At 72.7% G+C, this 13694-nt stretch carries 18 protein-coding genes and 1 pseudogene; 10 read left to right on the forward strand and 9 right to left on the reverse strand.

Features of this window, described 5'->3' with window-relative positions; genetic code table 11:
• Positions 1-151: 151 nt before the first annotated feature.
• The gene (locus tag ONA70_RS27720; RefSeq protein ID WP_265009435.1) at positions 152-937 is read right to left on the reverse strand and encodes a rod shape-determining protein; all 786 of its coding nucleotides are present in this window, start codon (positions 935-937) and stop codon (positions 152-154) included.
• Positions 938-1380: 443 nt separating this feature from the next.
• Between ONA70_RS27720 and ONA70_RS27725 the strand changes: the two genes are divergently transcribed.
• Positions 1381-1584, forward strand: a complete 204-nt coding sequence (locus ONA70_RS27725) for a hypothetical protein (RefSeq protein WP_265009436.1) — start codon at positions 1381-1383, stop codon at positions 1582-1584.
• 54 nt (positions 1585-1638) lie between these two features.
• Complete coding sequence (locus ONA70_RS27730; RefSeq protein WP_265009437.1) at positions 1639-1887, forward strand: potassium transporter TrkA; 249 nt, start codon at positions 1639-1641, stop codon at positions 1885-1887.
• A gap of 10 nt (positions 1888-1897) precedes the next feature.
• Here the strand turns inward: ONA70_RS27730 and ONA70_RS27735 are convergent, their stop codons facing one another.
• Positions 1898-3130, reverse strand: a complete 1233-nt coding sequence (locus ONA70_RS27735) for a PucR family transcriptional regulator (RefSeq protein WP_265009438.1) — start codon at positions 3128-3130, stop codon at positions 1898-1900.
• Positions 3131-3343: 213 nt separating this feature from the next.
• On the opposite strand from ONA70_RS27735, the gene ONA70_RS27740 reads away from it, so the two are divergent.
• From ONA70_RS27740 to ONA70_RS27760, 5 genes are all read left to right on the forward strand, one after another.
• Positions 3344-4120, forward strand: coding sequence for a methyltransferase domain-containing protein (locus ONA70_RS27740; protein WP_265009439.1), 777 nt, complete (start codon positions 3344-3346; stop codon positions 4118-4120).
• 55 nt (positions 4121-4175) lie between these two features.
• On the forward strand, positions 4176-5177 hold the full coding sequence (locus ONA70_RS27745; protein WP_265009440.1) for a hypothetical protein: 1002 nt from the start codon (positions 4176-4178) through the stop codon (positions 5175-5177).
• Positions 5174-5827 (forward strand): hypothetical protein, encoded by a 654-nt coding sequence (locus ONA70_RS27750; protein WP_265009441.1) that lies wholly within the window; start codon positions 5174-5176, stop codon positions 5825-5827. Before ONA70_RS27745 ends, ONA70_RS27750 begins: the two co-directional genes overlap by 4 nt.
• A 15-nt stretch (positions 5828-5842) precedes the next feature.
• Complete coding sequence (locus ONA70_RS27755; protein WP_265009442.1) at positions 5843-6748, forward strand: inositol monophosphatase family protein; 906 nt, start codon at positions 5843-5845, stop codon at positions 6746-6748.
• Positions 6749-6947: 199 nt separating this feature from the next.
• Positions 6948-7760, forward strand: coding sequence for a polysaccharide deacetylase family protein (locus tag ONA70_RS27760; protein WP_265009443.1), 813 nt, complete (start codon positions 6948-6950; stop codon positions 7758-7760).
• Positions 7761-7847: 87 nt separating this feature from the next.
• Here ONA70_RS27760 and ONA70_RS27765 read toward each other — a convergent pair whose 3' ends face one another.
• The 3 genes from ONA70_RS27765 to ONA70_RS27775 form a co-directional block, all read right to left on the reverse strand.
• Positions 7848-8741, reverse strand: coding sequence for an aminoglycoside phosphotransferase family protein (locus ONA70_RS27765; protein ID WP_265009444.1), 894 nt, complete (start codon positions 8739-8741; stop codon positions 7848-7850).
• Between the two features lie 114 nt (positions 8742-8855).
• Positions 8856-9347: an NUDIX domain-containing protein gene (locus tag ONA70_RS27770; RefSeq protein ID WP_265009445.1), complete on the reverse strand. Its 492-nt coding sequence runs from the start codon at positions 9345-9347 to the stop codon at positions 8856-8858.
• Between the two features lie 24 nt (positions 9348-9371).
• The gene (locus ONA70_RS27775) at positions 9372-10595 is read right to left on the reverse strand and encodes a helix-turn-helix domain-containing protein (RefSeq protein WP_265009446.1); all 1224 of its coding nucleotides are present in this window, start codon (positions 10593-10595) and stop codon (positions 9372-9374) included.
• A 115-nt stretch (positions 10596-10710) separates the two neighbouring features.
• Between ONA70_RS27775 and ONA70_RS37020 the strand changes: the two genes are divergently transcribed.
• Together ONA70_RS37020 and ONA70_RS27785 are read left to right on the forward strand one after the other, a co-directional pair.
• Positions 10711-11076, forward strand: a complete 366-nt coding sequence (locus tag ONA70_RS37020; protein WP_406601251.1) for a hypothetical protein — start codon at positions 10711-10713, stop codon at positions 11074-11076.
• Complete coding sequence (locus ONA70_RS27785) at positions 11073-11291, forward strand: hypothetical protein (protein WP_265009448.1); 219 nt, start codon at positions 11073-11075, stop codon at positions 11289-11291. Before ONA70_RS37020 ends, ONA70_RS27785 begins: the two co-directional genes overlap by 4 nt.
• A gap of 38 nt (positions 11292-11329) precedes the next feature.
• Here the strand turns inward: ONA70_RS27785 and ONA70_RS27790 are convergent, their stop codons facing one another.
• The 4 genes and pseudogenes from ONA70_RS27790 to ONA70_RS27805 form a co-directional block, all read right to left on the reverse strand.
• A complete protein-coding gene (locus ONA70_RS27790) occupies positions 11330-11731 on the reverse strand; it encodes an arsenate reductase ArsC (RefSeq protein ID WP_265009449.1) in 402 nt (133 codons plus the stop codon).
• 14 nt (positions 11732-11745) lie between these two features.
• On the reverse strand, positions 11746-12240 hold the full coding sequence (locus ONA70_RS27795) for a GNAT family N-acetyltransferase (RefSeq protein ID WP_265009450.1): 495 nt from the start codon (positions 12238-12240) through the stop codon (positions 11746-11748).
• Positions 12161-12968 (reverse strand): annotated as a pseudogene (locus tag ONA70_RS27800) (aquaporin); the annotation flags it as partial. The gene ONA70_RS27795 and the pseudogene ONA70_RS27800, both read right to left, overlap by 80 nt.
• Positions 12965-13339: an ArsR/SmtB family transcription factor gene (locus tag ONA70_RS27805; RefSeq protein ID WP_265009451.1), complete on the reverse strand. Its 375-nt coding sequence runs from the start codon at positions 13337-13339 to the stop codon at positions 12965-12967. The pseudogene ONA70_RS27800 and the gene ONA70_RS27805, both read right to left, overlap by 4 nt.
• 81 nt (positions 13340-13420) lie before the next feature.
• Between ONA70_RS27805 and ONA70_RS27810 the strand changes: the two genes are divergently transcribed.
• Positions 13421-13694: ArsI/CadI family heavy metal resistance metalloenzyme (locus ONA70_RS27810; protein WP_265009452.1), on the forward strand; the 274-nt coding region annotated here is incomplete at its 3' end.

Here is a 13694-nt window from a genome sequence, read left to right on the forward strand (position 1 = left end):
TGGCCGGTGTGCGCCTGGAACTGCTGCTCGAGGCGAACGCGCAGGGCCTCGGTGCTGTCGTGCAGGGTGTCGCTCATGGCGTGCTGCCTTTCCGTGCGCGCGTCGGTGCGGGACCGACGCGACCGGGTGGGGAGGGTGGGCCGGCCGTGGCTCAGTCGGCGGCCGGATGACGGGCGGCGGCCGCGGCGGCCAGGCTCGCCCCGGTCAGCGCGGCGGTCCGGGGCCCCGCGGCGCGGTGCACCGGGATCCCGGTCATCGCGGCGATCCGGTCCCGCAGATCGGGCCGGGTGGCGCCGTCGCCGACCAGGACCATGCCGCGGGCCAGGGCGCCGGCGGCCGCCGGCGCGGGGCCGGCACCCCGGGTCAGCTCCCGGACGAGGCGGGCGACCGCGTCGGCGAGCGTCCCGACGGTGGCGCCGTGGGCGAGGTCGCCGGTGCCGACGTTCGCCCGGCGGCCCGCGACGACGCGGCTGTCCCGCAGCACGGCCACCTCCGTCACCTCGGTGCCGAGGTCGGCGACGAGCAGCGTGCCGGTGCCCGCGCCGGCACCGATGGCCGCGGCGCGCACGGTGTCGATGAAGAGCAGTCGGGCGGGCGCGAACACGGTGCCGAGGACCTGCCGGACGGACTCCTGGTCGGCGGCCGTGGCCAGCAGGGGACGGCAGGCGACGACCAGCGGACCGGCCGGCACCTCGACCCGGTGCTCGCGGAGCAGTTGGGACAGTGCGGCGGCGCAGCCGGCACCGTCGACGACCCGGCCGCGCCGTACCACCGGATGGTGGCGGATGGACCGGTCGCCGACCGGGGTGCTGATCGTGCCGTGGTGGGCCAGCCGGATCCGCAGTTGGCCGCTGCCGAGGTCGACGGCGACCGGGGGACGGGCGGTAGCCGTCCCGTCGGTGCCGGTGCGACGGGTGGCGGACTGGGCGACGGGCATGCCGACCTCTTTCTGGCGGGAGATGTGACGATCCCGCCGCCCCGGACGGGGCGGCGGGAGCCGAGGGAGGAAGCGGGTCGGCCCCCGGTGACCGGGGCCGGACGGCGGGTCAGCCGCTGAGCGCGGGCACCGCTGCGCAGCGTTCGGCCCGGCGGTCCCCGCGTGTCCCGGTGCTGGGCCGGTGAGCGCGGCCGGCGGGGTCGTCGGGTCGACCGGGGCGCACCGGCGGCTGCGCCGCCATGCTGCTCGTCATCACCCGCCTCCTCGCCGTCGGGGGAACCTGTCGGACCTCCAGCGTCCGTCGGCAACGGCGGGCTGACATGGCCCGCGGCCGGCCAATATCCGGCCCGCTCGTTGCCGGCCATCGGCGACCTTCCGGGCCGGCGACCATCCCGCCAGCGCCGTCGAGACGCTGGCACCGGACGGACGGCTATGGTGGCCGCATGTTCCGGCCCGGTCACCGATCCGACACCGCCCAGCGCCACGCGCTGGCGGTGCTCGTCGTGGTGGCCGTGCTCGACGCGGTCCGGCACGCCGGCCGGGCCGTGGGGCTGTGCATCGTGGTCCGGCTGGTGAGGGCCGTCCCTGGGTGCGTTCCGGCCTGGTCGGCCGACCGGGCGCCGCCGCTCGGGCGCGCCGTCGCCTGACGACGACCCGCGCCCGGACGCGCCGTCCCCCCACCTCTCCCGTACGGAGCATCCATGCAGATCGAACGTACGCCGCTGCCCGGGATCGGGGTGCGGCTCACCTTCACCACCGCCCAGGGCCGCCGGGTCGGTGTGGTCGCGTACCGCGGGCAGGACCGCCGGGACGTGTTCCACGACGACCTGAGCGATCCGGACAACACCTGCGGCCTACGCCTGACCCGGTCCGAGGCGGCAGCATTGGCGCACCTGCTGGGCCTGCTCGACGTGGTCGACGTGCCCGCCAGTGGTGGCCAGCGCCGGTGAGGGCCGCCCGCTACCCGGTGGGGCCGGGCAGCGGGCGGCGCGGCCAGTCCAGCGCTCGGGCGCCGTACACGGCGGCCTGCAGGGTGAACCGGTCACCCGGGTCGTTCGGGTCGTACCCGCCGAGCGTCCGGACCCGGCTCAGCCGGTAGGTGACCGTGCGTACGGACACGTGCAGGCGGCGGGCCGCCTCGGTGGCGACGCCCCCGGTGGCGAAGTACGCGTCGAGGGTGTCCAGCAACGGCTGGGCGCCCCCGCGGGCCCCGCGCAACGGGCTGAGCACCGCCTGCACCAGGTCGACCATGGCCGGCTGGTCGCGCAGCAGGACGCGGTAGACCAGCAGGTCGTGCGCCTCGATGACCGGGGTCCGGCTGTTCAGCCGCTGTGCCATCGTCAGCGCCTCGCGGGCCTCCTCGTAGGAGCGCGCGATGCCGTACAGGCCGGGGTGCGGGCGGCCCACCGCCACCTGCCAGGTACCGCCGCGCGGCAGGCGGTGCAGTTCGGCGTGCATCAGCCGGCCGAGGTCGCCGCCCGGGTCGCGGCCGCGGGTGCCCCGGTCGGGGGTCACCGCGTCGGCGGGGGCGATCACCACCAGTAGCCCCTCCTTGGTGGCCACCAGCACGTCGCGGTCGCCGAGCCGGTCGAAGATGACCGCCTCCAGGGCGCTGATCGCGGCCTCCGTGTCGGGCAGCCGCCGGCCGGATGCGGCGAGCGCCACCTGGTGCACCCGGGCCAGGTCCAGCCCGAACGGCTCGGCCCGTTCCACCAGGCCGCCCAGGTCGGAGTCGCCGCGCAGCAGGTCGTCCACGAGTTCCCGGCGCAGCGTCTCCTCCCGCCGTACCAACTCGCGGCGGGCGACGGCGTACCCCTCGGCCAGGGTCGCCACGGCGCTGTCGACGACGTGCAGCACCGCGTCCGCCGACGCGCGTACCACCTCGCTGTCGCCGGAGGTGGTCAGCTGCGGCAGTTGCTGCCAGAGCCGCCGGGCCGCCGAGAGGTAGAGCCGGACCGCCCGGCCCGCGGAGACGCCCTGCTCGGCGGCGCGTCGCCCGAGCACACCCACGGCGTCGAGTTCGGCGCGGCCGGGCCGGCGGCCGGTCACCGCCGCCTCCACCAGCAACGTCAGGTAGTCGCCGAGCAGGTCGACGGGCACCCCGGCGTCGGCGGCGGCCGCGTGGGCCACGGCCGCCAGGCACGCGTCCCGGTCGGCCCCGCCCGTGGGACCTCGCCGGATGCCACCGGTCATCGCGCCGTCCTCCTGGCACCCCGCCGCTCCCCGTCGCGGCCAGCTTACGACGTGGGCCGTAACGGTTGCCCAGGGTGGTGGGCGGGTCACCCGGCGCAGCGGCCGCAGTCGCCGAAACCGTCACATCGGATGCACCCGGGGACGCCCGGACGATGCGAGGCTGGACGCCGGGCGGCAGCGTGCCGCCGGGCCACGACCGCAGTGGAGGATGCGATGGCGGAGCCGCCGACCGGGGTGACGTCGGGCAGCGCGCAGGCTCACGGCCGTCGCGCCAACCGGCGCAGCTACCACGACGGCGCCCAGGTCAACGGGTACGTCGACGACCCGTACCACCGGGTCCGCCGCGCGGTCGCGGCCCGGCTGATGGTCGACGGCGTCGCCGGGTCCGGGCCGGTGCTGGAGCTGGGCTGCGGGCCGCGCAGCATGCTCGACCCGGCGGACCTGCCGGGGCCGCTGGTGGTGGCCGACATGGCGGAGACCGCCCTGTGCGGCGCCCGCCGGGCCGCCGCCGGGCAGGCGCTTCCGGTCTGCCTGGACGCCACTCGTGGCCTGCCGTTCCGCGCCGGCAGCTTCGCCGGGCTGCTCACCGGCGAGCTGATCGAGCACGTCTACGACCCGGTGGCCCTGCTGCGCGAGTGCCACCGGGTGCTCGCCCCGGGTGGGCTACTGGTGCTCACCACCCCCAACCTGGCGACCGTGCAGGACCGGCTGGCCTTCCTCGCCGGCCGCGCGCCGCGGCAGGTGGACCCGCTGCACCCGTACCTGTGGCTGCACATCCGCCCGTTCACCGCGTCGTTGCTGCGCCGGGTTCTGCGCCGGGCCGGCTTCGCGCCGCTGGCGATCCGCTCCAACCAGGTCGGCTGGCTGCTCCCGAGTGGACGCTGGCTGACCTCCCGGCTGTTGGCCCGGCTCGCGCCCGGGCTCGGTGGGTCGCTGATCTGCGCGGCCCGGCGGGTCGGCGCTGCGCCACCGCCCCGGAACAGCGCGTGATCGTGATATTGACAAAGGGCTATCATGGAGGTTCCGTCGTCGACCGGGGGACGTCATGGCGCGCCTGTTCAACTGGGTCGTCAACAATCTCGACGCGTTCATCGGGCTGATCCTGGCCGTGACCGTGGCGGTCCTCGGGCTGACCAACGCGGTCAGTCAGGACGTGGTCAACAGCGCCATCCTGCTGGTCCTCGGGCTGCTCGCCCAGGCCGTGCTGCGCGACCGGCTGCGCCGGGAGACCAGAGAGCAGCAGGTGCGGCAGGTGGTCCGGGACACTCGCGACCGGCTCACCGAACTGGTCCCGCAGATGCGCGAGATCACCGGCCCGGAGGGGGCGCTGAACCGGGCCCGCGAGGCGATCGACAGCGTCTCGATGGTCCGCGTGCTGCACGGCAGCGAGGTCGGCCAGGCCCTCGCGGAGGCGCGCCGGCACACCGACCGGTGGAACTTCAAGGGCGGTACCGGCACCTACACCCGGGCGGTCACCCTCCCCGAGTGCCTGGAGCACGCCCGCCGACGCAACGCCACCCTGCACGTCGCCATCGAGATCATCGACCCCACCGACGAGGAGGTCTGCGAGCGGTACGCGCGGTTCCGGCGCAGCCTCGCCCCGGACGCGCCGGGCGAGCGGTGGACCGTCGACCGCACCCGCAAGGAGTCGTACGCGACCGTGCTGGCCGCCTGCTGGCACCTGCAACGCTCCGGGCTGCTCACCATCGACGTGCGGCTCTCCGCCCAGATGACCACGTTCCGGTACGACCTCTCGTCGAGCTGCGTCATCATCACCCAGGAGAATCCGCAGACCCCGGCGCTGCGGATCGACCGCAAGGAGCTCTACTACAACCGCTTCAACATCGAGTTGCAGTACAGCCGCGAGCAGAGTCGACGGGTGCCCATCGAGGCCGCCACGCAGGTCAAACTCGACGACGAGCCCTCCGTGGAGCAGGTTCGGCGACTCTTCACCGCGCTCGGGCTGCCGCTTCCCCGGTCCTTCGGCGACCGCGAGGTCGCCGACATCGTGGGCCGGGCCGTCCAGGCGAGGAACCCGTACGCATGATGAGCTACGCCGACCTCGAACGGGAGATCGACCGGGGCACCCGGCCGGAGTTGCTGCGCGACTGGGTGCTCGCCGTCCTCGACGACGTCGCCGACGGACGCCGGCCGCTGCGCGCCGTCCGACACCCACTCGGCTTCACCTGCCTGCCGGTGGACCGCACCGGGCCGGACGGGATCTGCGTGCACGCCTGGCCGGCCGACCCGCCGCCGGTGCTCCCGACCACCTCCGCGATGCATTCGCACAGCTGGGACCTGCTCAGCCACGTGTTGCACGGCCGGGTCCGCAACGAGTTGATCGAGGTGAGCGAAGCGCCCGCCGACCCCGCCTGGCGGGTGTACGAGGTGCACAGCCACGGCGACGTCGACGAGATGGCCGCCACCGACCGCCTGGTCACCGCGGTGACCGCCACGGTCGAGACGCACTCCGCCGGCGACTCGTACGCGCTGCGCGCCGGCGGCTTCCACACCTCCGAGGTGGACCGCGGGCAACCAGCGGTGACCGTGGCGCTCGGCCGGACCACGCCCGGCACCCGCGACCTGAGCCTCGGCGCGGTGGACGGGCGCAGTCACCGGGTCCGCCGGGACCGGTGCGAGGCGGCGGAGACCGCGCGGATGGCGCGGGGGATCGCCCAACTGGTGGCACGGGGCTGACTGGCAGGAGGAATCATGGACGTGGAGCCGAGCAGATGCGTCGGACCTGACCTGCGCGACGCGCACCGGTTCGCGGTCGAGGCCGCCCGCGCCGCCGGGCAACTGCTGCGCCGGGGCACCCGGGGGCAGTTGCACGCCCGGGCCAAGAATGCCACCGGTGACCTGGTCACCGACCTGGACCTGGCCGCCGAACGACTGATCGTCGACCGGATCCGGGCCCGCTGGCCGGAGCACGGGGTGATCGCCGAGGAGGGCGGCGAGTACGCCCCCGACCAGTCCTGGGCCTGGCTGGTCGACCCGCTGGACGGCACCAACAACGTGGCGATCGGGCTGCCCGCGTACGTGGTCGGGATTGCGCTCTGCGAGCGCGGCTCGCCGGTGATCGGCGTGGTGCACGACCCGGTCGCCGACCGCACCTGGTCCGCGGTCCGCGGCCAGGGGGCGTTCGTGCACGCCGGCGGCCCGTCCGGCCGCCCGCTGCGCACGCCGAGCCGGCCGGTGCCCGCCGCGCCGGTGCTCGCCTGGACCCAGGGCCACGAGGTACGCCGCGACGACAGCACCGCCCGCGCGCTCAAGGTGGTGCTCGACTCCACTGCCCGCCGGGTGCTGCAACTGTGGGCGCCGCTGCTGTCCTGGGTGATGCTCGCCCGCGGCGACATCGACGGCATCATCGGCTACCGCCCGGAGGCGATCGATCTGCCCGCCGGGATGCTGCTCGCCGCCGAGGCCGGCATGGTGGTCCGGGCCCTCGACGGCGGTTGCTTCGACGACCGGTACGGCTGCCCGGCCGACCGGCGCAGCTTCGTCGCCGGGCCGCCGGAGACCATCGACCGGCTGGTCAAGCTGGTCACCGCGGCCCAGTGGATCGAGCCCCAGGTACGCCAGCTCACGCCCATCAGCCTCACCACCGTCGGTTGGTGAATATCGTTCGGCCTCCAACAGTTCGCGAGCGCCAACCGGCCAAAGGTTTGAGCGTATTGCCAACGTGAGGGCGAATTTGTTCATATTCGTACGGAATGGATCGTCTCGCGGTTAACGTGGCGGCTGTCAAATCGAGAGAAGGAGCGACAGTGGACAGCTATGCCATGACCGCTGCGGCAGACAGCCGCAGGACAGCCTGATGCGCCGGCTTCCGGCGCTGCGCGTCACCACCGTCCTGACCCTGGTCCTGGGGGTGCTGCTCAGCGGCGCCTACCTGCTCGGCCGGCCCCTGCTGCCGCATGCGTCATCGCCCGACCACCCGCCGTCCCCCACCGAATCTCCCCTCCCCACCGGTGTCCTGCTGACCACCGGCTCGGCGGAGGTGGCCCTGACCTTCAACGACGGACCCGACCCCACCTGGACCCCGCTGGTCCTGAAGGCGCTGCGCCAGTTCCACGTCAAGGCGACGTTCTGCCTGCTCGGCAAGAACGCCCAGGCACATCCGGAGCTGGTACGGGCCATCGTGGCCGACGGGCACACCCTGTGCAATCACAGCTGGGACGAAGACCTCGGCCTCGGCAGCCGGCCACGCCGGGAGGTTGAGGACGACCTGCTCCGCACCAGCCAGGCCATCCGCGCCGCCGCACCGCAGGCCCCGATCACGTATTTCCGGGCGCCGGGCGGGAACTGGACCCCACAGCTGGTCGCCATCGCCGAGGACCTGGGCCTGACCAGCCTGCACTGGACAGTGGACCCCCAGGACTGGGAGGAACCGGCAGCAGCCGCCATCATCTCCACCGTCTCAGGGGGAACGGCGGCGGGCTCCATCGTGCTCATGCACGACGGCGGCGGCGACCGGCAGAACAGCGTCACCGCCCTCACGACCCTCCTGCCCGACCTGCTGGGCCGCTTCCAACTCGAGGCGTTGCCCGTCGACCCACCCGAGCACGGCCAGACCGGGGCACCATCAGCACCGCTGCGCCACGGAGGGCAACAGCAGGGCGCGCCGTAGCCGGACCAGGCAAGGCCAGCGGAAACCCGCCCGCCGGCCCACCCCGCGCAGCCTCGCTCGGTCGTCTGATCGGCGGCCGAGCCGAGATCAAGCTGAACGATTCCAGCCTTCGATGAGCTGGATCAGCCGGCGGGTCAGGCGGTCCCGCTCGGCCTGCGTGCGATGCGCGGCGAACGCGGGCCAGCCGAACAGGAGGACACCAAGCTCGGCGGCGATCAGCGACCGCTGCAGGGCAGCCTTGTCGATTTCGCTCCGTGCGAGGTACTCGTCCACCATCGCGGCGTACGGAGGCTCGGCACCGTCGGCGTGGGCGCGGCTCCAGAGGAAGGCCAGATCGACGGCGGGCTTCCCGACCCCGGCCACCTGCCAGTCGGCCCACACCAGCCGGCTTCCGTCACCGAGCAGATTGCCGACGTGGCAGTCGCCGTGCAGGAAGCGGTCCTCGGTGGCCGCGACTGCTGCCGCCAGGGCTTCCGGCTTCTCAAGTACCCGGTCGACACGGTGGGCGGCCTCGGTCCGGGACCAGTAGGCCCCGGCCGAGTCGACGGACGACCGGTCGAGGATCTGCTGAAGCCACGGCGTGTCGAGCCACGAGGATTGCTCGGGCACCGGGGTCGAGTGCAGGTCCGCCACTTCCCGGGCAACTCGCCGCCACGCCGGCAGGTCCCAGTCCCGCGCCGGAAGGGCGGGCGGGTGGGCGGACAGCAGGATCGCCGTGAGGTTGTCGTCGTCCGCGTGGCGCAGCAGCGCCGGCGTGGTGACCGGAACCTGGCGGGCCAGGGTCTGATAGAACCTGAGTTCCCGCCTGGCGGCCGACTGTCCAGGGCCGGCGGTGGTCACCTTGAGCACCGCATCCATTCCATCGACCCGCACGCGGTACACCCTTGACCCGGAGGCAGCGCCGGCCAGGACCTCCCGTTCAGCGCCGAGGTCCCATCCCACGGCCCGTCCGATGCCGGCCAGCTCGTCCTCAGCGGTCACCCGACACTCCGTAGAGATTGCGGGGCAGTGGCTTTTCGCGATTGTGAGGTCGGGCATCGGCGGCGAGGAACGGCAGGATGGCGAAGCGGGTTTGGCGGTTTCCACGGGCTGCCGTCAGCCGGCTCCGTCCTCGGGGTGGGGAACGCTGTTGCCATGCTCGGCGTACGCGGCCTGGCGTCTCCGTCCGGCGGCGACGGCTGTGCGGATTCGACGAACGAGGCGGGCTGGCGCATAGGCTTCCAACGTATCGGTGGGGAGGTAGCGCCACTCCGTCAGCTCCCCGTCGGCAAAGATGATGTCGCGTTCCTGTTCGGCGGTGAGCCGGCCTCCGCTGAATATGAAAAGAAGCTTGTCGCCCTCGCCTTCGGCGGGTGCCCAGTCGACCACGAGCAGCGGGCCAACCGAAATGTCCAGCCCGAGTTCCTCCCGTATCTCGCGGACGCAGGCCGCATGTGGCGATTCACCAGGCTCCACGTAGCCCCCCGGGATGTCCCAGTGCGTTTTGTAGCTTGGGCGAACGAGCAGCACCCGTTCCTTGTGGTCGACGAAGAGCACGCCCGATGCGACTCGTGGTATCGCCATGGCCGTGGTCTCGTGGCTTGTCACCAGGGCAGCCTAGAACGGCCCAGGTCAGTCGAGCACCCTGAGCCGGCGAGCGAGTCCGACCAACTGGGCGGAAGGCTTGCCCCGCTGCCGCCGAACCCAGGTCAGGGCGAGCTGTCGGCTGAGATAGTGATGCCGGACCTGCTCGGGCGCCGCTCGTTCGGCCTCGAGTAGGACGGCTTGCGCGTCCTCGAGCCTGTTCCACCAACTGTAGGCGCGGGCAACCTCAAGGGCGTGCCGTACCCGGCGTTCCACGGGCAGGCCCGAAGTGTCGATCCGTGGGCCGAGGTCGACGGCGACCTGGAGATCGCCGAGTTCGGCTGCAGTGGCGACCCGGTGGATGTCGACGTTCGTCGGACCGAACGCGGTCCAGAGGTGGTTCGCGTCAATCCCGAGTTTGCCAGCGGCGTGGCCAGCGGCGGTAAGGAAAGTGCGCGTGGTGGTTGCGTCATTGGCTCTGGCGGCGGCCATCGATCCCGAGAGGAACAGGGTTCCGTAGACGGAGAGCAGCGCCGGTGTGGGGCGCCTCATGTGGGGTTCGAGGTAGTCGGCAGCCTGCTCGGTGAGGCGCACTGCTTCGGTGTAACGGCCGATTGCGTGCAGGGCATGGCCGACCGAGCGGAACAGAGATCCAGTGAGGAGTGGATCGCCGGTGGGGTGGACAGCAGCCAGGCCGCGGTCGGCGGCGATCCAGGCGAGGTCGCTTTCGCCGAGCTTGGTGAGCTGGGTTGCGGCCAGTTGGTACGTCAACCCGAGCAGCCGGCGGCCCTGATCCTGATCCTCGCCATCGTGATAGTCGACCGCAGCTTGGGTGTGCTGGAGCAGCTCAGGCAGGCGGCCGGTGACAAAGCCGAATCGCGCGTCCTGGTAGGCGGCCCACAGTGCCGTCACCTCCTCTCGCAGGGCGGTGACCGTCGGTGGCTGCGCCTTGGCGGGACCGCCGAGCGGAGCGATGGCGCGATAGCTCATCAGGGTTGCCCGTACGGCAGGCACGGTTTCGGTGCCGCTGTCACCGGTCCATGCAAGCAGTGAGGGCTCGCCGAGTAGATCGCCGAGGGACACGTCCAACACCTCGGCCAGGGACTTGATCACCGAGAGCCGGTCTAGCTCGATGCGGTTGTTTTCGATCTTCCCCAGCCAGTCGGCCGTACGCCCGATCAACCCCGCCAGCACCTCCTGTGACAGGCCCCTCCGTCGCCGGTACCAGGCGACACGTTCCCCGATTGTCAAGGTGTTGGTCGTAGGGCGCACGTTCTTACCTTCTCCCGTCGCCGGTCGAGGACCCCGGAAGGATTTTCCGGGACGTCGGGCGAGCGTCACCACAACCTGTATCCATGTCGCGGCGCAACGTGTCGGTAACGGGTAGATCAGTGCGGCGGGTGAGCTACGAGGACTACCTGCTCGCCTCGGCGCTCACCCTGGCGCGGCGGCATCGGCCGGTGTGGTCCTGGCGGCGGTGGCGACGGGTCTGCCGTTGTGGCGTCGAGTTGCCGTGCCATGCCCGCCATCGCATCCCGATCAACCGCGGCCACTGGCCTGGGGAGGACGAGCAGTGAGCCACGATCAGGAGAGCCACATCCTCGGTGTGCACCTGCGCGGGCTCGACGGGATGTGCACCGGTTGCCGGCTGTGGTGGGGGCGGCTGACGCCGTACCCGTGCTGGCAGGTGGACTGGGCGACCAGCCGGCAGGCGCGGTCGGTGACCGCGCGGTTCCTGGGGTGCGGCGAGTGAGCACCCACGGCCCAGTGCTGCCGATCTGGACCTGCGGTGGCTGCGGCGCCCCGTGGCCGTGCGCGACGCGACGCAGCGAGTTGCGCGCGGAGTTCGCCGACGCCCCGGTTTCCCTCGCCCTGTACCTGGGCGCGCAGCTCGTGCGGGCGTCCGCCGACCTGCACTGGCTGCCGGCCGGCGCGCTGCACCGGCGCTTCCTCGGATGGGTGCGGTGAGCGTCCTGGGGGCGGCGGACGAGCAGTCTCGCCGTGGGCTAGGGGCGCAGGTCGGCCAGCAGCGCCGTGACGCGGCTCTTGATGTCGTCGCGGACCTGGCGGACGACCTCGATTGGCTGGCCGGCGGGGTCGGTGAGCTGCCAGTCCTCGTAGCGCTTGCCGGGGAACACCGGGCAGGCGTCGCCGCAGCCCATGGTGACGATGACGTCGCTGGCCTCGGCGGTGTCCCAGGTGAGGCGTACCGGGGTCTGGTCGGTGATGTCGATGCCGACCTCGCGCATGGCTTCCACGGCGACCGGGTTGATCCGGTCGGCGGGCGCGCTGCCGGCGGAGCGTACCTCGACGGCGTCGCCGGCGAGGTGGCGCAGCCAGCCGGCGGCCATCTGGGAGCGGCCGGCGTTGTGCACGCAGACGAACAGGACGCTGGGCTTGTCGGGCATCGGTGGCCTTCCGGTCAGCTGATGGCGGGGCTGCGGCGTTCGATGAGGGTGACGTCGCGCCAGGTGCCGTGGTGGCGGCCGACCCGTTGGCGGGTGCCGACCACACGGAAGCCGCAGGTGGCGTGCAGGGCGAGGCTGGCGGTGTTCTCGGGGAACACGCCGGACTGGATGGTCCAGATCCCGGCCTGCTCGGTGGAGGCGATCAGGGCGTCGAGCAGGAGGCGGCCGACTCCTCGGCCGCGGGCGTCCGGGTGGACGTAGACGGAGTGCTCGACGACGCCGGCGTAGACGCACCGGTCGGACACCGCTGAACAGGCCACCCAGCCCAGCAGCCGGCCGGTGGGGTCGACGGCCACCCAGCGGTGGCCGGGCAGCCGGCCGGCGGTGAACTGCTCCCAGGTCGGCGGCTCGGTCTCGAAGGTGGCGTTACCGGTGGCGATGCCGAGCCGGTAGATCTCCAGCACGGCGTCGGCGTGCTCGTCGCCCATCGGGCGGATGGTGACGGTCATCGGCTGTCCTCGGCCAGCTGGGGCACGACCACGGCGTCGGCCGCGGCGGCGGCCTGGGGATACCAGGCGGCCAGCGCGGCGACGGCGACCAGGCCGCCGACGAACTGGGCGGCGATGAAGCCCGGCACGGAGGTGGGGGCGATGCCAGCGAAGGTGTCGGTGAAGGCCCGGCCGATGGTGACGGCGGGGTTGGCGAACGAGGTGGACGAGGTGAACCAGTAGGCCGCGCCGATGTAGGCGCCGATGGCGGCCGGGGCGGCGGTGGAGCGGCCGCTGCGGGCGAGCGCGAAGACCAGGACGACCAGGCCGGCGGTGGCCACCACCTCGGCCAGCCACAGGTTTCCGCCGGTGCGGTCGGTGCCGGACCAGGTGACCGCCGGCAGCCCGAACATGAGGTCGGCCAGGACCGCGCCGGCGATCGCACCGGCGGTCTGGGCCACCGCGTACGCGGCGAGGTCCCGGGCGGACAGACCGGTGCCAGCGCGGCGGCCGAGCCACCAGTCGACGGCGGAGACCACCGGGTTGAAGTGCGCCCCCGACACCGGGCCGAAGGTCAGGATGAGCGCGCCCAGGGCGAGGGCGGTGGCGATCGCGTTCTCCAGGAGTTGGAGTCCTACGTCGGTGGGGGAGAGCCGGGCGGCGGCGATCCCGGAGCCGACGACGGCGGCGACGAGCAGGGCGGTGCCGGCGAACTCCGCCGATGCCCGCCGGGCCAGCGCGAGGCTCACGCGGCGCCGCCGGCGGGCTGGTTGGCGGAGATCTCCAGCAGCGCGCCGAGCTGCCGGAACGCCTCCGGCTGCACCCGGTACCAGACCCAGGTGCCACGCCGCTCGGAGTCGACCAGGCCGGCTTCCCGTAGCACCTTGAGGTGGTGGGAGATGGTCGGCCCGGAGAGGTCGAACGCCGGGGTCAGGTCGCAGACGCAGATCTCCGGTGCCGAGGCGATCATCGACATCAGGCGCAGCCGGATCGGGTCGCCCAGTGCCTTGAACATCGGCGCGACCACTGCCGCCTGATCCGCGTCCATCGGCCGGACGGCGATCGGGGCGCAGCAGGCGACCGCATTCAGGTCCACCACCGGCAGCTCTTGTTTCGACATGCCTCTAGGTTGACAGATTTCAAACCAGGGTGCCACAGTGGGGTCTCTGCTTCGAAAAGTATCTAGACAAGGAGAACGATCATGTCCCGTGTCCAGCTCGCCCTGCGCGTGTCCGACCTCGAAGGCTCCGTGGCCTTCTACGCGAAGCTGTTCGGCGTCGAGCCGGCCAAGCGCCGTCCCGGCTACGCCAACTTCGCCGTCGAGAACCCGCCCCTGAAGCTCGTCCTCCTGGCGGGCGAGCCCGGTCAGCCCACCGTCCTGGACCACCTCGGCGTCGAGGTGTTCAGCACCGACGAGGTCACGGCCGCCACCCGGCGGCTCACCGACGCCGGCCTCATCACCCTGGAGGAGAACG

This window comes from Micromonospora yasonensis (assembly GCF_026013475.1).
Lineage (GTDB): Bacteria > Actinomycetota > Actinomycetes > Mycobacteriales > Micromonosporaceae > Micromonospora > Micromonospora yasonensis.